This window comes from Pseudonocardia xishanensis (assembly GCF_039541715.1).
Classification (GTDB): Bacteria; Actinomycetota; Actinomycetes; order Mycobacteriales; family Pseudonocardiaceae; genus Pseudonocardia; species Pseudonocardia xishanensis.
Window position 1 is genome coordinate 1 of sequence record NZ_BAABGT010000024.1, and the last position, 19,964, is coordinate 19,964.

General features: G+C 73.1%; 17 protein-coding genes. 9 read left to right on the top strand and 8 right to left on the bottom strand.

Annotation, left to right across the window (positions count from 1 at the left end; all coding sequences use genetic code 11):
- Positions 1–57: 57 nt before the first annotated feature.
- A complete protein-coding gene (locus ABD993_RS07405; protein WP_345414052.1) occupies positions 58–2,748 on the bottom strand; it encodes a molybdopterin-dependent oxidoreductase in 2,691 nt (896 codons plus the stop codon).
- Complete coding sequence (locus ABD993_RS07410) at positions 2,745–3,530, bottom strand: FAD binding domain-containing protein (protein WP_345414054.1); 786 nt, start codon at positions 3,528–3,530, stop codon at positions 2,745–2,747. The genes ABD993_RS07405 and ABD993_RS07410 overlap by 4 nt, the downstream gene beginning before the upstream one ends.
- A gap of 167 nt (positions 3,531–3,697) precedes the next feature.
- On the opposite strand from ABD993_RS07410, the gene ABD993_RS07415 reads away from it, so the two are divergent.
- Together ABD993_RS07415 and ABD993_RS07420 are read left to right on the top strand one after the other, a co-directional pair.
- Positions 3,698–4,552 carry a phytanoyl-CoA dioxygenase family protein gene (locus ABD993_RS07415; protein WP_345414056.1) on the top strand — a complete coding sequence of 285 codons (855 nt, stop codon included), beginning with the start codon at positions 3,698–3,700 and terminating at the stop codon, positions 4,550–4,552.
- Positions 4,553–4,990: 438 nt separating this feature from the next.
- Positions 4,991–5,119 carry an aromatic-ring hydroxylase C-terminal domain-containing protein gene (locus ABD993_RS07420; RefSeq protein ID WP_345414058.1) on the top strand — a complete coding sequence of 43 codons (129 nt, stop codon included), beginning with the start codon at positions 4,991–4,993 and terminating at the stop codon, positions 5,117–5,119.
- Positions 5,120–5,232: 113 nt separating this feature from the next.
- Here ABD993_RS07420 and uraH read toward each other — a convergent pair whose 3' ends face one another.
- Positions 5,233–5,556: a hydroxyisourate hydrolase gene (gene uraH, locus ABD993_RS07425; protein ID WP_345414060.1), complete on the bottom strand. Its 324-nt coding sequence runs from the start codon at positions 5,554–5,556 to the stop codon at positions 5,233–5,235.
- Positions 5,557–5,640: 84 nt separating this feature from the next.
- Here uraH and ABD993_RS07430 point away from each other — a divergent pair, with 84 nt between their 5' ends.
- The 4 genes from ABD993_RS07430 to ABD993_RS07445 all read left to right on the top strand — a co-directional run bounded on the left by ABD993_RS07430 (position 5,641) and on the right by ABD993_RS07445 (position 10,383).
- Positions 5,641–6,372 carry an aspartate/glutamate racemase family protein gene (locus ABD993_RS07430; protein WP_345414062.1) on the top strand — a complete coding sequence of 244 codons (732 nt, stop codon included), beginning with the start codon at positions 5,641–5,643 and terminating at the stop codon, positions 6,370–6,372.
- Between the two features lie 125 nt (positions 6,373–6,497).
- Complete coding sequence (locus ABD993_RS07435) at positions 6,498–7,991, top strand: NCS1 family nucleobase:cation symporter-1 (RefSeq protein ID WP_345414064.1); 1,494 nt, start codon at positions 6,498–6,500, stop codon at positions 7,989–7,991.
- Between the two features lie 119 nt (positions 7,992–8,110).
- Positions 8,111–9,007, top strand: coding sequence for a factor-independent urate hydroxylase (gene pucL / locus ABD993_RS07440; protein ID WP_345414066.1), 897 nt, complete (start codon positions 8,111–8,113; stop codon positions 9,005–9,007).
- Positions 9,007–10,383: a nucleobase:cation symporter-2 family protein gene (locus ABD993_RS07445; RefSeq protein WP_345414068.1), complete on the top strand. Its 1,377-nt coding sequence runs from the start codon at positions 9,007–9,009 to the stop codon at positions 10,381–10,383. Before pucL ends, ABD993_RS07445 begins: the two co-directional genes overlap by 1 nt.
- A 53-nt stretch (positions 10,384–10,436) precedes the next feature.
- On the opposite strand, the gene ABD993_RS07450 is transcribed toward ABD993_RS07445, so the two are convergent.
- Together ABD993_RS07450 and ABD993_RS07455 are read right to left on the bottom strand one after the other, a co-directional pair.
- The gene (locus ABD993_RS07450) at positions 10,437–11,681 is read right to left on the bottom strand and encodes a DUF6986 family protein (protein ID WP_345414070.1); all 1,245 of its coding nucleotides are present in this window, start codon (positions 11,679–11,681) and stop codon (positions 10,437–10,439) included.
- Between the two features lie 24 nt (positions 11,682–11,705).
- A complete protein-coding gene (locus ABD993_RS07455; protein ID WP_345414072.1) occupies positions 11,706–12,377 on the bottom strand; it encodes a lysophospholipid acyltransferase family protein in 672 nt (223 codons plus the stop codon).
- 651 nt (positions 12,378–13,028) lie between these two features.
- Here ABD993_RS07455 and ABD993_RS07460 point away from each other — a divergent pair.
- Entirely contained in the window at positions 13,029–14,612 is a 1,584-nt protein-coding gene (locus ABD993_RS07460) for an ABC-F family ATP-binding cassette domain-containing protein (RefSeq protein WP_345414074.1), read from the top strand.
- 697 nt (positions 14,613–15,309) lie between these two features.
- Positions 15,310–16,533 (top strand): reverse transcriptase family protein, encoded by a 1,224-nt coding sequence (locus ABD993_RS07465; protein ID WP_345414076.1) that lies wholly within the window; start codon positions 15,310–15,312, stop codon positions 16,531–16,533.
- Between the two features lie 124 nt (positions 16,534–16,657).
- On the opposite strand, the gene ABD993_RS07470 is transcribed toward ABD993_RS07465, so the two are convergent.
- From ABD993_RS07470 to fbaA, 3 genes are read right to left on the bottom strand one after another with little or no spacing between them, the layout of a single operon-like run.
- Positions 16,658–17,743 carry an FUSC family protein gene (locus ABD993_RS07470; protein WP_345414078.1) on the bottom strand — a complete coding sequence of 362 codons (1,086 nt, stop codon included), beginning with the start codon at positions 17,741–17,743 and terminating at the stop codon, positions 16,658–16,660.
- A 4-nt stretch (positions 17,744–17,747) separates the two neighbouring features.
- On the bottom strand, positions 17,748–18,161 hold the full coding sequence (locus ABD993_RS07475; protein WP_345414080.1) for a DUF3151 domain-containing protein: 414 nt from the start codon (positions 18,159–18,161) through the stop codon (positions 17,748–17,750).
- A 33-nt stretch (positions 18,162–18,194) separates the two neighbouring features.
- Positions 18,195–19,229: a class II fructose-bisphosphate aldolase gene (gene fbaA / locus ABD993_RS07480; protein WP_345414082.1), complete on the bottom strand. Its 1,035-nt coding sequence runs from the start codon at positions 19,227–19,229 to the stop codon at positions 18,195–18,197.
- A gap of 102 nt (positions 19,230–19,331) precedes the next feature.
- On the opposite strand from fbaA, the gene ABD993_RS07485 reads away from it, so the two are divergent.
- Positions 19,332–19,955, top strand: a complete 624-nt coding sequence (locus ABD993_RS07485) for an RNA polymerase sigma factor (protein WP_345414084.1) — start codon at positions 19,332–19,334, stop codon at positions 19,953–19,955.
- The last annotated feature ends 9 nt before the right edge of the window (positions 19,956–19,964 follow it).

Consider the following 19,964-nt stretch of genomic DNA (forward strand, 5'->3'; position numbering starts at 1 on the left):
CGCGATCGGCGGACATCCACCCGCCCACCGCGTCAACAACCTCTGCGGCGGCGACATCTAGGGGCTCCGCTCGGTCTTCGCGGCCAGCCGCCACACCCGGTCGCGGGAGAAGGGCTGCTCGTAGGGGCGGACACCCAGGGCCCGGCGGATCGCGTTGCCGATCGCCGGGGCCACCGGGTTGTACGGCGACTCGCTCATCGACTTGGCGCCGTAGGGACCGAGGTCGTCGCTGGTCGCGGCGAAGTACACCTCGGTGTCCGGGATGTCGGCCAGCTGCGGGACGCGGTAGGTGCGGAACACCGGGTTCAGCACCTCCCCCTGCTCGCCGATCATGACCTCCTCGTAGAGCGCGCTCCCGATCCCCTGCGCCACACCGCCCTCCACCTGCCCGCGGCACTGCTCGGGGTTCAGCACGGTGCCGGCGTCCGCCGCGTGCACGGACTGCAGGATCCGTACCTCGCCGGTCTCGGTGTTCACCGCGACCCGGACGGCGTGGACGTTGGCGCACAACGACCTCGCCTCCCCGAACTCCGCCCCGGTGCCCGTCAGCGGGCCGATCTCGGCGAAGGGCACGAGGCGGTCCGCCGTCCGCACCCCGTCCCGCTCCAGGGCACCGCCGGGCACGCGCGCGAGGATCTGTGCCCGCAGGTCCAGCGCCGCGCCGTGCACGGCCTTGCCCGCCACCGTCGTCCCGGCGGAGGCGAAGGCCCCCGTGTCGTACTCGACGAGGTCGGTGTCCGAACCGGACAGCACGATCCGGTCCAGTGTGGTCTCCAGCGCGGTGGCCACGAGCTGCGCGTGCACCGTGTGGGTGCCGTTGCCGAACTCCACCGTGCCGACGGCGACGTGGTACCGCCCGTCCGGCGCCAGCGCCACCGAGGTCCGCGCCACGTGTCCGAAGGGCGCCATCGTGGCGATCAGCGCGAGCGCCATGCCCTCGCCGACCCGCCACTGCTCCCCGACGGGTGCCGCCACCCCGTTGCCCCGCGTCACCGCGGCGGCAGCCAGGTCGAGGCACTGGTCCAGCCCGTAGCTGCCCCAGACCAGGTCTGACTCCGGCTCCGCGTGCTGCGCGACGTAGAGCGGCTCCCCGTCCCGCACGACGTTGCGCCTGCGCAGCTCGAACGGGTCGAGCCCCAGCTCCACGGCGAGCTCGTCCATCGCCGACTCGACGCCGAGGATCACCTGCCCCAGCCCGTACCCGCGGAAGGCGCCGGACGGGACGTTGTTCGTGTAGACGACCTCGGCGTCGACGTGCTTGACCGGGCAGCGGTACACGCTGACCGACTCCGCGATGGCGTGGAACAGCACTCCGCGCGAGTGGTTGCCGTACGCGCCGGTGTCCGAGAGGACGTCGACCTTCATCGCGGTGAGCACGCCCTCCGCCGTCGCCCCCAGCGTCACCCCGACCCGCATCGGGTGGCGCACCGAGGTGCGCTGGAACTCGTCGGTCCGGGAGAGCTCGTAGGCGACCGGGCGGCCGGTGCGCAGCACCGCGAGCCCCACCAGGTCCTCCGCGAACATCTCCTGCTTGCCACCGAACCCGCCGCCCACCCGTCCGGCGTGGACGCGGACCCGCTCCTCGGGCAGCTCCAGCAGCCGGGCCAGCTCGGTGCGGGCGAGGAACGGGACCTGGGTGCTCGCCCGGACGACCAGCCGGTCGCCCTCCAGCCACCCGAGCGCGCCGTGCGTCTCCAGCTGCGCGTGGCTGACCCGCGCGGTGCGCCAGGTGCCGGAGACCGTCACCGCGGAGGCGGCCAGCGCCTCGTCCACGGACCCGCCGTGTCCACCATGGACGGCTAGCACGACGTTGCGGTCGGCCTCGTCCACCCGGTCCGCGGGCGTGCGGTCCGGGTGCACCAGCGGCGCCCCGGGCAGCCGGGCCTCCTCCGGGTCGAGCACCGCGGGCAGCACCTCGTAGTCCACGACGATCGCGCGGCACGCCTGCTCCGCCGCCGCGGCCGTCTCCGCGACGACCGCCGCCACCCGCTGCCCGACGTGCCGGACCACGTCGTCGAGCATCCTGGTGTCGTCCGGGTCGTCCTCGCGGTGCTCGTGGCGGCCGGTGGAGTAGCGGGTGTCCGGGGTGTTCTCGTGGGTCAGCACCAGTGCGACGCCCGGCACGGCGCGCGCCGCCGCGGTGTCGATCGAGCGGATGCGGGCGTGCGCGTGCGGCGCGGCCAGCACCTTCAGGTGCAGGCAGCCGGGCACGGCGACGTCGAAGGTGTAGGGCTCGGTGCCGGTCACCACCCGGCGACCCGCCGGCGGGCGCGGCGAGTCCCCGACCCGGCTGCCCGGCTCGGGCGCGCCGACCGTGCCCCGCACCCCCGCCTCGATCGCCTGGCGCACCGAGCGGTACCCGGTGCAGCGGCAGAGGTTGCCCTTCATCCGGCGGGGGAGGTCGGGAAGGTCCTCTTCGGACAGGGTCGAGGCCGTCACGATCATCCCCGCGGTGCAGAACCCGCACTGGAACCCGAAGTTCTCCACGAAGGCCTGCTGCATCGGGTGCAGGTCGTCCGGGGTGCCGAGACCGGAGACGGTGGTGATCGCCGCGTCCTCGGCGCGCTGTGCGGGGTAGAGGCAGGAGTGCACCGGCGTGCCGTCGACCAGCACCGAGCAGGCTCCGCAGTCGCCCGCGTCGCAGCCCTTCTTCACCTCGAAGTGCGCGGCCTCGCGCAGGAAGGTGCGCAGGCACTGCCCCGGGCGGGGCTCGCCCTCGCCTGCGGCGCCGTTGACCGTGTACCTCATGCCAGCTCCACCCTGATCTCCTCGAGCAGCACCGCGCTGACCTGCCGTCGCCAGTCCGCAGAGCCGAGCGGGTCGGTGTAGTAACCGGCGGCCGCGTCGACGTCCGCGCGCAGCTCGGCCGCGGTGGGCAACGCGGGATACCGCAGCACGGTGGGTGCCGCGGTGGCCGCGGTGATCCCGAAGACGGCCTCGCCGGAGGGATCCGCCCGCCCGGTGAGCACCGCCCCCGAGCGGCCGAGGTCGGCGAGCGCGATCTTGCGGAACGCGGTCCGCGCCCGCAGCGCGGGCGCGGGCAGCTCCAGGGCTCGCAGCACCTCGCCGCGGCGCAGCGCGTTCGTGCCGTTGCCGGTGACGAGCTCGGCGACCGGGGTCCGGAACTCGGTCCCGTCCGGCCGCCAGACCAGCGCCACGCCGTCGAGCGCCACGCACAGCGACACCATGCCCGCGGCCGCGAAGGACTGGCAGACGTTGCCGCCGACCGTCGCGACGTTCCAGATCTTGAAGCCGGCCAGCAGGGCGTTCGCGCACTCCGCGGCCAGCGGCGGGCGGTCCGGGTGGGCCAGCAGCTCGGCGATCGTGCAGGTGGCGGCGATGGTCAGACCGTCCGCCGTGCGTTCGACCGGCGTCCAGCCCATGGCGGTGAGGTCGACCAGACCGGTCGTGTCGATCTGCGGCTCCGAGTACAGCCACGTACCGCCGCCGAGAACCCGCTCACCGGGGGCCAACGCCAGGTCCGCGCGGGTGCGGGCCCGGCGGTAGCCGGTGACCGTGTTCAGGTCCATGCGCGCTCCGATCCGGGTGGGCAAAGGGAGTCGAGCAGACCCCGGGGACGGGTGCTCCGGCAATGGCCCGCCACGCCCCTTCATCGGAACGTAACGACGGGTCCTTGCCCGCGGTCGTCCCCACCCGGCATCCTGGGTGAACCACCCGGTTCAACAGGAGGCCCGCAGTGCAGACCCTCGACCTCGGCGCGTTCACCGATCTCGGCGTCCACACCCCCGAGGAGCTGCCCGCCGCGGCCGAGTTCTACCGGCGGTGGGGCTTCGTGGTCCTCCGCGACCTGATCCCGGCCCCCCTGCTGGAGACCATCGAGGCCGAGTGCGTGCTCGCCCAGCGCGGCGTGCTGTCCGGGGCGCTGGCCGGGCGCCACGGCTCCACCAAGTACCTCGACGACGCGGAGAAGGCCGAGGCGTTCGTCAACTACGTCGAGCACGTGGAGGAGCTGGCCCCCGCCGTCGAGACCGCGCTGACCCTGCCCGCCTTGCGCGCCCTCGTCGGGGACCTGCTCGGCGAGGGGTTCTGGCGCAACGTGAACGGCGTCGTCTACCAGGACGCGCGGCCCGGCCGGGAGTCCGGCTACAGCCGGATCGGCTGGCACGCGGACTGGCAGGCCGTGCCGCACCTCGACATCTGGCCCGGCACCGCGTTCACCATCCACGTCGACGGGACCAGCCCGGCCAACGGCTTCCTCCGCGTGGTCCCGGGCAGCCACCTCTGGGCGACCCCGAGCCCGTACGAGAACGTCAACGGCGCCGTGGTGCCCGAGGGCGCGCCCGCCGCGCGCGGCTACACCGACACCCCGGCCCCCTTCCCGATGCCGCTGGGCTTCGAGAAGGTCCGCGGCGAGGTCCCCGTCTACGCCGAGCGGGGGGACGTCATCCTGCACGACGCCTTCCTCTGGCACTCCGCCGCCCGCGCCACGGACGACGGCACGATCCGCCGTCACGTCCGCGGCGGCTGGCAGGGCGGCGACCCGGCCCTGCAGCACACCGAGACCGGGTTCGTGAAGAACGCCGCCCGCTGAAACGCCGGGGAGTGTCCGACGGATCCATGCCGGGGTCGCGGGGTGCCCGCCCGGGCCACGCGGGGACGGCGCGCGGGACGCCGTCGTCCCTGATGGGGGACACGGTCTTCTGCACGAGCCTGGCGGGGGACGAGATCGGCCGCGTCCGCACGTGGGGCACACACCCGGCGCGCCGGGCGGACTACACGCCGGCCAGCCCGTCGGACAACGGCGACCTGCCGCAGACCGATCCTGGTCGGGCACGCGGCCGAGCGCGGCAGCCGGATCCGGTTCGACACGGAGTACCTGGGCCTCGAGCAGGACGCGGACGGGTCCCCGGCACGGTGCGGGACAGGTGGACGACGCGATGGCCACCAAGATCGTCCACGACCTCGTCGGGGACGACACGGTTCCGGGGCTCGGCTCGAACACGTCCATCCAGGACTCCTACAACCTGGCGTGGAAGCCGGCCCTGGTGCCGTCCTCGTCCGGCCGGACGCGCACGTCGGCCGGCGCGCCGACGAGCTCCCCGAGGGCCCGGAGAAGGCGCTCACCACCGCCCTGGCCACCCTGCTGGCGCGGGCATGACGGGTTTCGTCCACACGCCGTCGGCGACGCGCGCCGTGGTCCGGCCGGGAGCCCTCGACGCGGTCGGGGAGGAGATCGCGCCACCGCACCTTCGCCTTCCGGCTCGGCGAGGCTCAGGAGCCGCGGTAGGTCGTGTACGAGTAGGGCGAGAGCAGCAGCGGGACGTGGTAGTGCCCGCGGTCGGGGTCCGCGGTGAAGGCGATCGTGATCTCCGGGTAGAAGGACTCCTGGCCGGTCGCGGCGTGGTAGGCGCCGATCGCGAAGATCGCCGTGTAGGTGCCCGCCGCGAGGGCGCCGGTGTAGAGGTCGCCGACGCGGCCGTCCGCGTCCGTGACACCCGTGTGCGCGGTCCCGTCCGGCGCGGTCAGGGTCACCTCGACGCCGGCGGCGGGCCTGCCGAGCGCGGCGTCGAGGACGTGCGTGCTGATGCCTGCCATGCCCGCACTCTGCCAGTCGAGCGCCGTGTCACACGCCCGTAACCTGCGAGATCGGGTTCACCGGGAGCCGGTAGCGTCGACGGAGTGCTCCTCACGGTGATCAACCCCAACACCACCGAGTCGATGACCGCGTCGATCGGGAAGGCCGCGGCGGCCGTCGCGGCGCCCGGCACCACGATCCGCGCGGTCACCCCCGCGATGGGGCCCGCCTCGATCGAGAGCCACTACGACGAGGCGCTCGCCGTGCCGGGGCTGCTCGCCGAGATCGCCGCCGGGGAGCGCGCTGGCTCCGCGGGGTACGTGATCGCCTGCTTCGGCGACCCCGGCCTGGAGGCGGCCCGCGAGCTGGCTCACGGCCCGGTCGTCGGGATCGCCGAGGCGGCCATGCGGACCGCCTCCTACCTGGGGCGGGGCTTCTCCGTGGTGACCACCCTCGGCCGCACCGCGGGCCGCGCGCACGACCTCGCCGAGCACTACGGCGCCGCCCGGTTCTGCCGCGGCATCCACGCCTGCGAGATCCCCGTGCTGGAGCTCGAGACCGACCCCGCCGCCCGGGAGCGGATCACCGAGGAGTGCAGGCGCGCGATCGCGCAGGACGGCTCCGACGCCGTCGTGCTGGGCTGCGCGGGTATGGCGGACCTCTGCGCGCACATCGCCGGGGCGATCGGGGTGCCCGTGGTGGACGGTGTGGCCGCGGCGACGAAGGCCGTGGAGTCACTCGTCTCGCTCGGCCTGCGGACCGGCGACCGGGGCGAGTTCGCCCGCCCTCCGGCGAAGACCTACACCGGAATACTGGCGGATTTCCAGATCCATTAGCCGCATATATGTCACGCTCGTCTTAACGCCGGGGACGAACTCGTGAAGTGTTCCGATCCCCCTCTGTACAGCTCCGACCAGGATTTACCGTCACCCCATCGGGTCGGAGACAGGCGGAGGGCTGAATGTCGGAATCAGTGGAGGCGGCCCCGGTCGCGACGAGCGGGACACCGGGTGAGATCAAGGCGTCCTACGACGATCGGCTCACGAACGAGGACCTGGCCCCGCTGAAGAAGCAGAGCTGGAAGTCCTACAACTTCTTCGCGTTCTGGATGTCCGACGTGCACAGCGTCGGCGGGTACGTCACCGCGGGCTCGCTGTTCGCACTCGGCCTCGCCGCCTGGCAGGTGCTCATCGCCCTGCTCGTCGGCATCGTCATCGTGTACTACCTGTGCAACCTCGTCGCGCGGCCCAGCCAGGCCACCGGCACCCCGTACCCGGTCATCTGCCGCTCGTCGTTCGGCGTGCTCGGGGCCAACGTGCCCGCGATCATCCGCGGCCTGATCGCGGTGGCCTGGTACGGCATCCAGACCTACCTGGCCTCGCAGTCCCTGGTCGTCGTCATCCTGAAGCTGTGGCCGGGCACGGCGTCGCTGGCGGACGACGCCACCGGGTTCGTCGGGCTCTCCGCCCTCGGCTGGATCGCCTTCCTCGGCATGTGGGTGCTGCAGGCCGTCGTGTTCTGGCGCGGCATGGAGGCGATCCGCAAGTTCATCGACTTCTGCGGCCCGGCCGTCTACGTCGTGATGTTCCTGCTGGCCGGCTACCTGATCATCGAGGCGGGCTGGTCGAACATCGACCTGAACCTGTCCGAGAACCTGGTCAGCGGCTGGGGGGTCGTCCCGATCATGCTCGGCGCCATCGCGCTGGTCGTGTCGTACTTCTCCGGCCCGATGCTGAACTACGGCGACTTCGCCCGCTACGGCCGCTCGTTCTCCGACGTGAAGAAGGGCAACTTCCTCGGCCTGCCGCTCAACTTCATCGTGTTCGCGCTGCTCGTCGTGGTCACCGCGGCGGCCACCGTGCCCGTCTTCGGTGAGCTGATCGACGACCCGGTGGAGACCGTCGCCCGCCTCGACTCGACCTTCGCCGTGGTCCTGGGCGCCCTGACCTTCATGGTCGCCACCATCGGCATCAACATCGTGGCGAACTTCGTCTCGCCCGCCTTCGACTTCTCCAACGTCAACCCGAAGAAGATCAGCTGGCGGATGGGCGGCATGATCGCCGCCGTCGGCTCGGTGCTGATCACGCCGTGGAACCTCTACTCGAGCCCCGAGGTCATCCACTACACGCTGGACACCCTGGGCGCCTTCATCGGCCCGTTGTACGGCGTGCTGATCGCCGACTACTACCTGATCAAGAAGCGGCAGGTGGACGTCGACGCGATGTACACGATGAGCCCGACCGGCCGGTACCACTTCACCAAGGGCTACAACCCGGTCGCGATCGGCGTGACGGCCGTCGGCGCCGTCGTCGCCATGCTCGTCGTGCTGCTCGGCTCGGCGGACGCCGCCGCCTACAGCTGGTTCATCGGTGCGATCATCGCCTTCGTCCTGCACTGGGCGATCTCGCGCAAGGTCACCCCGGCCACCCCGGCCGAGGAGACCGCCACCGCCTGACCCGCGCCACCCCCGTCGCCCCGTGGGCCGAGTTCACGTACTCGACCCACGGGGCGACAGTGATGTAACCCACAGTGGGAACCCCGTCAGCGCCCCACTCTCACCCGACCGGAGGACGAATGGGCATCTCACTCGGCTACAACCAGTACGGCAAGGCGGAGTGCCACATGGTGCACGTCGACCGCTCCACGCCGGTGCACCGGATCACCGACGTGACGGTCACGAGCCAGCTGATCGGCGACTTCGCCGAGACCCACCTGACCGGCTCGAACGCCAAGGTCATCGCCACCGACACGCAGAAGAACACCGTCTACGCACTGGCCCGGCAGCACGGCGTCGCCAACCCGGAGGCGTTCGGGCTCCTCATGGCGCGCTACTTCGTGGACGGGTTCGAGCAGGTCACGGGCTCGCGACAGGAGGTGAACCTGGACCACTGGGAGCGCATCAGCACGTCCGAGGGCGGTCCGCACGACCACGCCTTCACCAAGGCGGGCTCCGAGGTGCGCACCTGTGTCGTGACCAAGCTGGGCGCCGACGAGACGGTGATCTCCGGGCTGACCGGGCTGGTGGTGCTGAAGAGCACCGGAAGCGAGTTCCACGGCTTCCCGGACGTGCCCTACACCTCGCTGGTGGAGACGGACGACCGCATCCTCGCGACGGCGGTCAGCGCCCGCTGGCGCTATGTCGGCACGGACATCGACTGGGACAAGTCCTTCTCCTCCATCCGGCAGACCCTGCTGGACAAGTTCGCGCTCACGCATTCGCTCTCGCTGCAGCAGACGCTCTACACGATGGGCGAGGCCGCCCTGGAGGGCCATCCCGAGGTGGCCGAGATCCGCTTCTCGATGCCGAACAAGCACCACTTCCTCGTCGACCTCGACAAGTGGGGCCTCGATAACCCGAACGAGGTCTGGTATGCCGCCGACCGGCCCTACGGGCTGATCGAGGCGTCCATCGTCCGTGACGACGCGCCGCCCGCGGGCAGTGCCTGGGAAGGCGTGAAGGGCTTCATCTGATGACCGCCGAACCGCAGGAGGAGACCGAGGTCGCCGTCCGCCCGGAGGACGAGAGGGTCCCCGTCGGCAAGGCGTTCTTCTTCGGTCTGCAGCACATCCTGGCCATGTACGCGGGCGTCGTGTCGCCCCCGATCATCATCGCCTCCGCGGCCGGGCTGGCCCCGGCCGACCAGGCCCTGCTCGTGACCGCCGCGCTGTTCGTCTCCGGCCTCGGCACGCTGCTGCAGTCGCTCGGGGTGCCCTACGTCGGGTCGCAGCTGCCGCTGGTGCAGGGCGTGTCCTTCGCCGCCGTCGGCACGATGACGGCGGTGGCCACCGACGAGTCCATCGCGGACCCTGCGGCCCGGATGGCCACGATCTTCGGCGCCGTGATCGTGGCCGGCGTCATCGGTTTCGTCATCGCGCCGCTGTTCGCGAGCCTGGTGCGGTTCTTCCCGCCGATCGTGACCGGGTGCGTCATCACGATCATCGGCATCTCGCTCTTCCCGGTGGCGCTGCGCTGGATCCGCGGCAACCCGATGGTGGGCGGGCAGCCGAACCCGAACTACGGCTCGGGCACCAGCCTCCTGCTGGGCTTCCTCACCCTCGTCGTGACGCTGGCCATCGCCCGGTTCGGCAGGGGCCTGTTCTCCCGGCTCGCGGTCATGCTCGGCCTCGTGGTCGGCACCATCATCGCCACGCTCATGGGCCGGGTGAACTGGGGCGCCGTGGGCACCGGCCCGATCTTCTCGCTGCCGCAGCCCTTCCACTTCGGCGTGCCGCAGTTCGCGATCGGCGTGATCGTCTCCATGACGATCGTCATCCTGGTGATCATGGCGGAGACGACGGCCGACCTGCTCGCCGTCGGCGAGATCCTCGGCACGGACGTCGACCGGAAGCGGATCGCAGCCGGTCTGCGCGCGGACATGGGGGCCACCGCGATCTCGCCGGTGTTCAACGGCATGCCCATCTCGGCCTTCGCGCAGAACGTCGGGATGGTCGCGATCACGGGCATCAGGTCCCGGTTCGTGGTGGCGGCGGGCGGCGGGATCCTCGTGGTCCTCGGCCTGCTCCCGGTGCTCGGCCGGGTCATGAACGCCATCCCGCAGCCCGTGCTCGGTGGCGCCGGGATCGTGCTGTTCGGCTCGGTCGCCGCGGCGGGCATCCGGACGCTGTCCAAGGTGGAGTTCACGAACTCGAACATCCTGATCGTGGCCACGTCCATCGGCGTGGGGCTCATCCCGATCACCGTTCCCGAGGTCTACCTGCACCTCCCGGACTGGCTGGCCACGATCTTCGAGTCCGGCATCTCCGCCTGCGCGATCTTCGCGGTCCTGCTGAACCTGGTCTTCAACCACTTCACGAAGCAGGACGAGCCGGCCCCCGAGCCCCACTGACCGCCGAGATGAACCTCAGTGCTGTTCGATCATGGTCCGAACGACACTGAGGTTCATCTCGGCGCGGGGGTGGGGCGGCGGGCCACCGTGTTCAGCTCGGACAGGGGCGCGCCCGTGTGCTTCTCCACCCAGTCGCCGTCCAGGGCGCCGCAGTCCACACCGCGGAGCAGGAAGCCCGCCAGTGCGACGGCGGTGGCGGGCTCGTCCATGAAGCCCGAGTCGGCCCGCTCGCGATAGTTCCGCAGTCGGCGCGCCGCGGACTCGGCGGAGCCGCGGAAGAAGGTGAACACCGCGGCGAAGCGGCTCGGCAGCTGGGCCGGATGCAGGTCCCAGCCCTGGTAGAAGCCGCGTTCGAGGGAGCGGCGGACCAGCCTGCCGTGCAGCGCCCAGGCCGCCCGCACCTCGTCCGGCCCGCCGACGGGCATGACGTTCGTGGAGCCGTCGGACAGGCGTACGCCGGTACCCGCCGCCGCCACCTGCATCACCGCCTTGGCGTGGTCGGCGACCGGGTGCTCCATGCTCTGGTACTCCGCCGCGACGCCCAGCGAGGCCGAGTAGTCGTAGGTGCCGTAGTGCAGGCCGGTGCAGCGGCCCCCGCCTGCGGCGATCATGCCGGGCAGGGGCGAGGTGCCGTCCAGGGCGAGGACGGACTGCGGCGTCTCCACCTGGATCTCGAAACGCAGCGTCCCCGCGGGGATGCCGCACTCGGCCTCCAGCGACTCCAGCGCCGCGACCAGGCCGGTGACCTGCGCGGTGGCGGTGACCTTGGGCAAGGTGACCACGAACCCGGCGGGGATCCCGCCGAGCAGGCAGAGCTGCTCGATGAACCCGACGAGCGTCCGCACCCCCCGTGCCCGGGTCGCCGCCTCGAAGCTGCGGAAGCGGATCCCGGAGAACGGTGGCGCGGTCCCGGCCGCGATCGCCGCGTGCAGCTCCGCCGCCGCCCGGACCACCTCGGCGCGCTCCTCGGCCTCCGGGCGCAGGCCGTAGCCGTCCTCGAAGTCGATCCGCAGGTCCTCGATCGGCTCCGCGGCCAGCTTGTCCCGCACCCGGTCCCGCAGGTCGGCGGGGGCGCCCCAGATCGCGGTGAGGTCGGAGGCGTACGCGTCGAAGGTCTCCTGGGCCCGCTCCCCCCAGGCCGCTGCGGTGTGCCGGTCGAACCGGTCCGCGGGGACGTAGACCGTGTGCACGGGTTGCCGGCTGCCGGAATCCCCCGGGTACGCGGCGGCCACCTCCGCGTCGACGACGCCGAGCTCCGTGTCGAGGGCGTCGGCCAGGGCGTCGGCGAGGTCGGTCATGCGTCGATCCTCGCCTATGCGGGCTTATGCCGCCTGTGAGCCCGGCCGCTGGTGATAGCGGTCGACGTAGACCTGGCCGGACAGCTCAGCGATCGCGTCCATGATCTCGTCCGTGACGGCGCGGCGGATGGCGGCGGAGCCCTCCAGCCCGTCGTAGCGGGAGAAGTCCAGCGGCTCACCGAAGCGGACCTCGACGGGGGCGAGCCGCGGGAGCTTCTTGCCCACTGGCTGCACCCTGTCCGTGCCGAGCAGGGCCACCGGCACCACGGTCGCGCCGGTGGACAGCGCCAGGGAGGCGACGCCGGTGTGCCCGCGGTGCAACCGCCCGTCCAGCGAGCGGGTGCCCTCCGGGTAGATGCCGAACGCGCCGCCCGCGCGCAGCACGGTGCGGCCCGCGTCCAGCGCCGCGAGGCCCGCCTTGGCGTTGCCCCGGTCGACCGGCACGTACCCGAGCGCGGTGAGGAAGCGGGCCACCAACCGGCCCTTGAGGCTGCGCGCGGTGAAGTACTCGGCCTTGCCGAGGAACGCGACCGGCCGCGGGGTGACCAACGGGATGACCGCCGTGTCGACGGCGGCGCGGTGGTTGGCCGCGAAGATGACCGGACCGGTGGTGGGCACGCGCTGCGCCCCGACGACCCGGGGCCGCCAGATCACGCGGACGAGCGGCGCCAGCACCCACCTGATCAGGAACTGCATGACTGTTCTCATCCTCCCCGCGCGGCGCCCCACATGTGCACGCCCAGTGTCCCGCACCCCGTGTGACGTCGAGATCACCGATGGAGAACGTACTCGGGTCGGGCCGGGGGTGAATCCGCCACGTGAGGGAGTGACCGCGTGTGCAGGCTCGACCGGGACGCGGGCTTCCCGGCCGCCACCGGGCTGCTCGCCGTGAGGGGGAGGCTCCCGTGCACGCGCCGAGCCCGGCGGGCAGGCCGATGATCGACCGCTGGGGTCCGGTGCAGTCACCCTGGCGCTCACCGTCCCCGGGACGATCCACGTCTCCGCGTCGGTGGACCGGCGAGCGGCGCACGCTGGTCCACGATGGACCGAGGACCCCGGGAGAGCCGCACCTGGCCGCGTCGGGCAGCTGGACCGGACTGCCACCCACTCCGCCGGAGTGGGGCCCGTTCGGCCCGCCGCACCGCAGGCGGGCGAGCCTCTGGACCGGCGGGGAGTGGGTGCCGGAGCACCACCGGGCCCGCCCGGACGAGGTCGATCCCGCGCGGCTCTTCGGGAAATGGCTGGACACCTGTGGCAGGGTGGATCACGACATGAGGCACTGACACCACCCCCGCCCGGCCGCGGATCACCCGTCGGGCGTTCGGAGCTCCCTCCCGGTGGTGTCGCATGCCCGCTCCCCTGCTCGCCCATGACCTCGTCCGCACCCTCGGCGGCCGCCGCGTGCTCGACGGCGTGTCCCTCACCGCCGCCCCCGGCCGCCGGGTCGGCCTGATCGGCGAGAACGGCGTGGGCAAGTCGACCCTGCTGCGGCTGCTGGCCGGTGCGGACGAACCGGACGGCGGCACCGTCGTCCGGCCTCCCGACCTGGGGTTCCTGCACCAGGAGCTGCCGTTCGGGCCGACCGTGACCCTCGCCGAGGTGCTCGACGACGCCCTGCGCGAGGCCCGCGCCGACCTCGCCGAGCTGGACCGGCTGGGCGCCCTGATCGCGGACGATCCCGCGCTCCTGGACGCCTACGGTGAACGCCTCGAACGCGCCGAGGAGCACGGCGCGTGGGACGCAGACCGGCGGGCGTCGCTCGTGCTGGAGGGTCTGGGGCTCGGTGACGTCGCCCTCGACCGGACGGTCGGGTCGCTGTCCGGGGGCCAACGCGGGCGGCTGGCGCTCGCCGCGCTGCTGATCCGCCGCCCGGCGGCCCTGCTGCTCGACGAGCCGACCAACCACCTCGACGACGCCGCCGCGGCCTTCCTGGAGGAACAGCTGCGCGGCCTGCCGGGCGTGGTCGTGGTGGCCAGCCACGACCGGGCCTTCCTCGACGCCGTGTGCACGGACGTGATCGACCTCGACCCCGCGGTGGACGGGCCGACCCGCTACGGCGGCGGCTACTCGTCCTATCAGGACGCCAAGCGCGCCGAGCGGGAACGCTGGGAGGAGCGGTTCACCGCCGAGCAGGAGGAGCTGCGCGAGCTGCGGCACTCGGTGCGGGTCACCGCGCACCGCGTCGCGCACGGCCGGGACATGCCGGACCACGACAAGATGGGCTACGGGCGCCGCGGCCAGCGCATCGAGAAGCAGGTGTCCAGCCGGGTCCGCAACGCCGCGCGCCGGCTGGAGGAGCTGGAGCGCGACCAGGTCCGCAAGCCGCCCGCGCCGCTGCGGTTCCAGGCCTCCGCGCTGGCCACGGACGCGGCCGAGGGGCTGCTCGTGTCGCTGCGGTCGGCGCGGGTCCCGGGCCGGCTGGCCCTCGACCGGCTGGACGTCGTCGCCGACGACCGGCTGCTGGTCACCGGGCCCAACGGGGCGGGCAAGTCCACGCTGCTCGCGGTGCTGGCCGGGCGCCTGGAGGCCACCGGCGACGTCCGACGGCGGGGCGGGCTCACCGTGGGGGTGCTCACCCAGGACACCGAGTTCGACCGTCCTGATCGGACGGTGATGCAGACCTGGGAGGCCGCGCTCGGGCCGGACGCGGTGTCCCTCGCCTCGCTCGGCCTGCTCGCCCCGCGGGACCTGGGCACCCGGGTCGGGGACCTGTCCGTCGGGCAGCGGCGGCGGCTCGCACTGGCCCTGCTGATCGCGGATCCGCCCGAGCTCCTGCTGCTGGACGAGCCCACCAACCACCTCTCGCCGCGCCTGTCGGACGAGCTGGAGGAGGCCCTGGGGACCGGCCCCGGCGCCGTCGTGGTGGCCAGCCACGATCGCTGGCTGCGGCGGAGGTGGGCGGGTCGGGAGATGCGGCTGGGCGGCTCGTGACCGACCAGGGGCCGCGCAGCCCCCGGTGATCCACCACTCGGGAGTGGATCGGTCACTGAGCGACCGCTGGCCGCCCGAGGCGTGGATCATGCGGTCGGAGTCGGCACCGCGGCCCGTTCCGGGGCGGGCCCGGTGCGCTTCGCTGCCGCCCTCGCGCAGCCTCGGTGAATGCCGGCAGGGCGGATCCGTCGGTGGGGCTCGGTACGGTGGGTCCGATGTCGCGGCGCACGGACGAGTCGGCGAACCGTCGGGCCTGCGGGCCCGGCGCTCGCGGCCCCGGGGCAACCCCGGGGTGCACGATCTCTGCACCGCACGGCGTCCCGTGCGCGGCCTCCCGTTCCGTCGGGACCGAGGCGCACGGCGGACGAGAGCCCAGGTCGACCGGGCGCCGCGACATCACCCCGACGATCCACGGCCGGGGAGCGGGAGGGTCGGATCACGCTCTCCGTGGACGGACTGTGCGGTTCGGTGGTCGCCGCGGGCGGCCCGTCCGGCGGACGGACGATGATCCACCGACGGGGAGCGGAGCGGTCGAATCCCGACCGCCTTCCGCCCCAGGCGTGGATCATCGGCGCCGGGGGTGGTGTCCGCGGGGCGGCCGAGTCGGAACGCGACTCGTGATCCGCCGCCGAGGAGCGGGGCGGTCGTGCCCCGACCACCTTCCGCCCGACGGGTGGATCACGGCTCGGGGTGGGTGGTGACCGATCCCGAGGTGGTACTGCGGGCGCTCCTCGGGGTGCCGTGGAACGAGGCCGCCCTGGTCCGCGCGGTGGGTACGGTCGTGGGCGACCGCGCGGACGAGGTCGGGGCGCGGCTGCTCGAGCGCTGGCCGGAGGCGCCGCGCGGGACGTACGTCGAGCTGCTCGACGGGATCCGGAGCGTGCTGGCGCGGCGGATCGTGGTCCAGGAACCGCAGCCGGTGTGGCGCTGGCCCGTCCCGCGATGGTCCACCGTGGAGGAACTCGCGCAGGGTCTCGACCTGCGCGCCGGTGAGCCCGAGTGGTTCGCCGACCCCGGGGGGTGGCTGCGCCGCGCGCCCGAGGGCAGGCTGCACCACTACCGCGCGGTGTGGCGAGACGATCGGCTGATCGAGACGCCGGCGCCCCGGCTCGCCGAGCTGCAGCGCCGCATCGGCCGTCGGGTGCTCGACCGGATCCCGGTGCACCCCGCCGCGCACGGGTTCGTCCGTGGCCGGTCGCCGTTCACCCTCGCCGCCGTGCACTCCGGGCGGACGATGGTGGTGCGGGTGGACGTCGAGGGGTTCTTCACCCGGATCGGGCCGGCCCGCGTCGCCGGGCTGTTGCGGGCGGCGGGGTATCCGGCGGCGGTCGCGCAGGTGCTGGCCGGAATGCTCGTCACGAGCACGCCGCGGGCCGTGCTGCGCCGCGCGCCCGGTCCGCCCGGCGAGGCCCGGCGCAGGCTGCTGGACCGACTCGCCCTCCCCCATCTCCCGCAGGGCGCGCCCAGCTCGCCTGCCGTGGCGAACCTGCTCGCGCACACGTTGGACCGGCGGGTGGCGGGGCTCGCCGCGGCCGTCGGGGCGCGGTACGGGCGGTACGCGGACGACCTCGTGCTCTCCGGGGACGATCTCCCGGTGCACGGCCTGGTCCGGCGCGCCGCCGCGATCGCCGCCGACGAGGGCTTCACCCTTCGCCCGGACAAGACGCGGATCATGCCCGCGCACCACCGGCAGCGGGTGACCGGGCTGGTGGTGAACACCAGCCCCGCCGCCTCGCGCCGGGAGTACGACGACCTGCGTGCTCTCCTGCACAACTGTGCCCTGACCGGCCCGGACGCCCAGAACCACGAGACCCACCCGGCCTTCCGCGACCACCTCCTCGGCCGGATCGCGTGGGTGGGCGCGGGCCGACCGGCCCGACAGGCGCGGCTGCGGGAGCTGTTCGACCGCATCCCCTTCTGAGGCGGATGTCCGACCGCCGCGCGGGATCCGCCTCACTCGCGCGTCGGAAGTGTGGGACTCGCGGGCGGGGGTGTCCGACTCGCGGGCGGGGGAGTCGGACTCGCGGTCTCGCGGTGGCGTGGGGTCAGAGTTCGGCGCGGAAGGCGGCTACTGCTTCGCGGCGGGTGAGGCCGGTGGCTTGGAGGAGGTCGATGGCGATCGAACGGAGCTGGGCGATCATGACCTGTTCGGACATGCCGAGGTCGCCCGCGTCGTCGAGGATCGGGGCGTCCGACACCAGCTGCAGGATGGGGGCTCGGGCGGCCTCCCGGTCACCTCCGCGGACCTCCTCGGCCAGCTTGCGGACCGCGGTGGCGAGCAGCGCGACGGCGTCCGGCAGGGCCTCGACCGCGGGTTCGTCGTCCTGCAGAGCGGCGAGGGCGCGGCGGGCGAGCACGCGGGTGTTGCGGAAGGCGTAGTCGACCCGCTCGGCGAGCTCGGAGAAGCGGGTGAGCTCGGCGCGGTGCGGGCGGCGCAGCGGGGCGACGGTCGTGACCTCCCGCCCGGAGCGCAGGGCGGCGCGCAGCTCGTCGACCAGGGGTTGGCTGCGCCGGGCACGGGACAACGCGGCACTGGCGGCCGCCTCGTCCCGCGAGCGCAGCGCGTCCGCCACGCCGAAGAGGACCCCGGCCAGCTCGTCGAGCGCCTGGCGGGCCTGGCGCTGCACCGGCCCCAGGGGGTGCGACGGCAGCAGCGCCACCACCAGCACGCCCACGGTCCCGCCGATCAACGCGTCGACGCAGCGGTCGATCCCGCCGGTGTCCCCGGGCGGGAGCAGGGTCGCGACCAGCACGGCGGAGGCGCCCGCCTGCGCCACGATCAGGGTGCCGCCGTCCGCGAACACGGCCGCGGCGACCGCGAGGGCCACGACCAGCGCGATCTGCCAGACCCCGGTGCCGATCCAGGAGATCAGCAGGTCCCCCACCAGCACGCCGAGGCTCACCCCGACGACCAGCTCACCGGCCCGCCGCAGCCGCGAGCCCAGCGACACCCCGAGGCTGATCACCGCCGCGATCGGGGCGAAGAACGGCCGGGCGTGCCCCACCAGGTCCGCGGCGACGAACCAGGCGATCCCGGCGGCCAGCCCGCACTGCACGATCGGCAGGGCGGACAGGCGGAGCCGTCGCCCGCCCAGCTCCAGCCGGGCGCGGGCGCGCGCGGCGACCGTCACCGGATCAGGAGACCCCGAGCGCGGCCGCGGCGGCCGGGTCGGAGTCGGTGATGAAGCCGCGGAGCCGCTCGACCTCGTCCGTCTCGCCGATCGCGTCCGCCGCGCGGTAGAGCGCCCCGAGCGCGCGCAGCACGCCCTGGTTCGGCTCGTGCGCCCACGGGATCGGGCCGAAGCCCTTCCACCCGTTCTTGCGCAGCAGGTCCAGCCCGCGGTGGTAGCCGGTGCGGGCGTAGGCGTAGGCCGCGACCGTGTGCTTCTCCGCCAGCGCGTTCTCGGCGAGGGTGGCCCAGGCCAGGGACGACGTCGGGTTGGCCGCAGCGACGTCCGCAGGGTCCTCGCCCGCGGCCAGCGCGGCCACGGCGGGATCGACGGGGAGGCGGGTGGGCTCGGGACCCAGCAGGTTGCCGTGGACACTCATGCGGCCATCCTCCCCGTCGGCTCCCGGAGCACGTCAGCCGGCCAGCGACTTGCCCGCGGACTTGAGCGACTCGCAGGCCTCGATGACCCGCTCGGACATCGCGACCTCGGCCTTCTTCATGTAGACGCGCGGGTCGTAGGTCTTCTTGTTGCCGACCTCGCCGTCCACCTTCAGCACGCCGTCGTAGTTCTGGAACATGTGCGCGGCGATCGGCCGGGTGAAGGCGTACTGGGTGTCGGTGTCGACGTTCATCTTCACCACGCCGTAGGTCAGCGCCTCGTGGATCTCCGAGAGCAGCGAGCCCGAGCCGCCGTGGAAGACCAGGTCGAACGGCTTGGCGTCCGCCGCGAGGCCGAGCTTGGCGATCGCGACCTCCTGGCCCTGCTTCAGGATCTCCGGGCGGAGCTTGACGTTGCCCGGCTTGTAGACGCCGTGCACGTTGCCGAAGGTCGCGGCCAGCAGGTACCGGCCCTTCTCCCCGGCGCCGAGGGCCTCGACGGTGCGCTCGTAGTCGCCCGGAGCGGTGTAGAGCTTCTCGTTGATGTCGTGCGCGACGCCGTCCTCCTCGCCGCCGACGACGCCGATCTCCACCTCGAGGATGATCTTCGCCTTGGCCGCCTCGTCCAGCAGCTCGGCCGCGATCTTGAGGTTCTCCTCGAGGTCGACGGCGGACCCGTCCCACATGTGCGACTGGAACAGCGGGTTCCCGCCCTTGGCCACGCGCTCCCGGCTGATCGCGATCAGCGGGCGGACGAAGCCGTCCAGCTTGTCCTTGGGGCAGTGGTCGGTGTGCAGCGCGATGTTGACCGGGTAGGAGTCCGCGACGGCGTGGGCGAACTCGGCCAACGCGACGGACCCGGTGACCATGTTCTTGACCCGGGTGCCCGACAGGAACTCGGCGCCACCCGTCGAGACCTGGACGATGCCGTCGCTGCCCGCCTCCGCGAAACCGCGCAGGGCCGCGTGCAGCGTCTCCGAGCTGGTCACGTTGATGGCCGGGTAGGCGTACTCACCGCTCTTGGCCTTGTCGAGCATCTCGTTGTAGATCTCGGGGGAAGCGATCGGCATTGCGCGCTACTCCTCTTCGGTCCGCCGGGTGTCGCCCGCCAGTATCGCCCACCAGGCGCGACTCGTACGGGGACGTCAGTCACCCTTCACTATCCTGGGCCCGTGGGGGCAGCAGGGGACACCGGCGGGTACGACAGTCCGGCCGAACAGACGGTCGACCGGACGCTGAGCCGGCTGCGGCGGATCGACTCGCGGCCGGACCCCGCCGTCGAGGCCCCGCCCCCGGCGGGCGGCCCGCTCACGCTGGCCGATCTCTACCGGGACCACCGGATGCGGCTGGTCCGGCTGGCCGTGCTGCTGGTGGACGAGCCCGCCACCGCGGAGGACGTCGTCCAGGAGGCCTTCACCGGGCTGCACCGCCACTGGACGGGGCTGCGGGACGAGGCCGCCGCCGTCGGGTACCTGCGCACGGCCGTGGTGAACGGGTCGAGGTCGGTGTTGCGGCGGCGTCGGACCGCGCGCGAGTACGTCGCCCCGCACCAGGTCAACGCCCGGTCCGCCGAGTCGCTGGCGATGCTCTCGGCCGAGCACCAGGCCGTCGTCGACGCGCTGGGGACGCTGCCGCCGCGCCAGCGCGAGGTCCTGGTGCTGCGCTACTACGGCGGGCTCTCCGAGGCGGAGATCGCCGAGGCCGCGGGCATCACCCGCGGCACGGTGAAGTCGACGGCGAGCCGCGCGCTGGACACCGTCGCCCGGGTCATGGCCGAACGCTCCGGCGGCCGGTGAGACGATGAC

Excerpts from the sequence above, each read along its gene's own strand:
- ABD993_RS07460 (WP_345414074.1), top strand. The coding sequence starts at position 13,029 with ATGCCCGCTCCCCTGCTCGCCCATGACCTCGTCCGCACCCTCGGCGGC.
- uraH (WP_345414060.1), bottom strand. The coding sequence starts at position 5,556 with ATGGCAGGCATCAGCACGCACGTCCTCGACGCCGCGCTCGGCAGGCCC.
- ABD993_RS07435 (WP_345414064.1), top strand. The coding sequence starts at position 6,498 with ATGTCGGAATCAGTGGAGGCGGCCCCGGTCGCGACGAGCGGGACACCG.
- ABD993_RS07450 (WP_345414070.1), bottom strand. The coding sequence starts at position 11,681 with ATGACCGACCTCGCCGACGCCCTGGCCGACGCCCTCGACACGGAGCTC.
- ABD993_RS07405 (WP_345414052.1), bottom strand. The coding sequence starts at position 2,748 with ATGAGGTACACGGTCAACGGCGCCGCAGGCGAGGGCGAGCCCCGCCCG.
- ABD993_RS07445 (WP_345414068.1), top strand. The coding sequence starts at position 9,007 with ATGACCGCCGAACCGCAGGAGGAGACCGAGGTCGCCGTCCGCCCGGAG.
- ABD993_RS07410 (WP_345414054.1), bottom strand. The coding sequence starts at position 3,530 with ATGGACCTGAACACGGTCACCGGCTACCGCCGGGCCCGCACCCGCGCG.
- ABD993_RS07475 (WP_345414080.1), bottom strand. The coding sequence starts at position 18,161 with ATGAGTGTCCACGGCAACCTGCTGGGTCCCGAGCCCACCCGCCTCCCC.
- fbaA (WP_345414082.1), bottom strand. The coding sequence starts at position 19,229 with ATGCCGATCGCTTCCCCCGAGATCTACAACGAGATGCTCGACAAGGCC.
- ABD993_RS07455 (WP_345414072.1), bottom strand. The coding sequence starts at position 12,377 with ATGCAGTTCCTGATCAGGTGGGTGCTGGCGCCGCTCGTCCGCGTGATC.
- pucL (WP_345414066.1), top strand. The coding sequence starts at position 8,111 with ATGGGCATCTCACTCGGCTACAACCAGTACGGCAAGGCGGAGTGCCAC.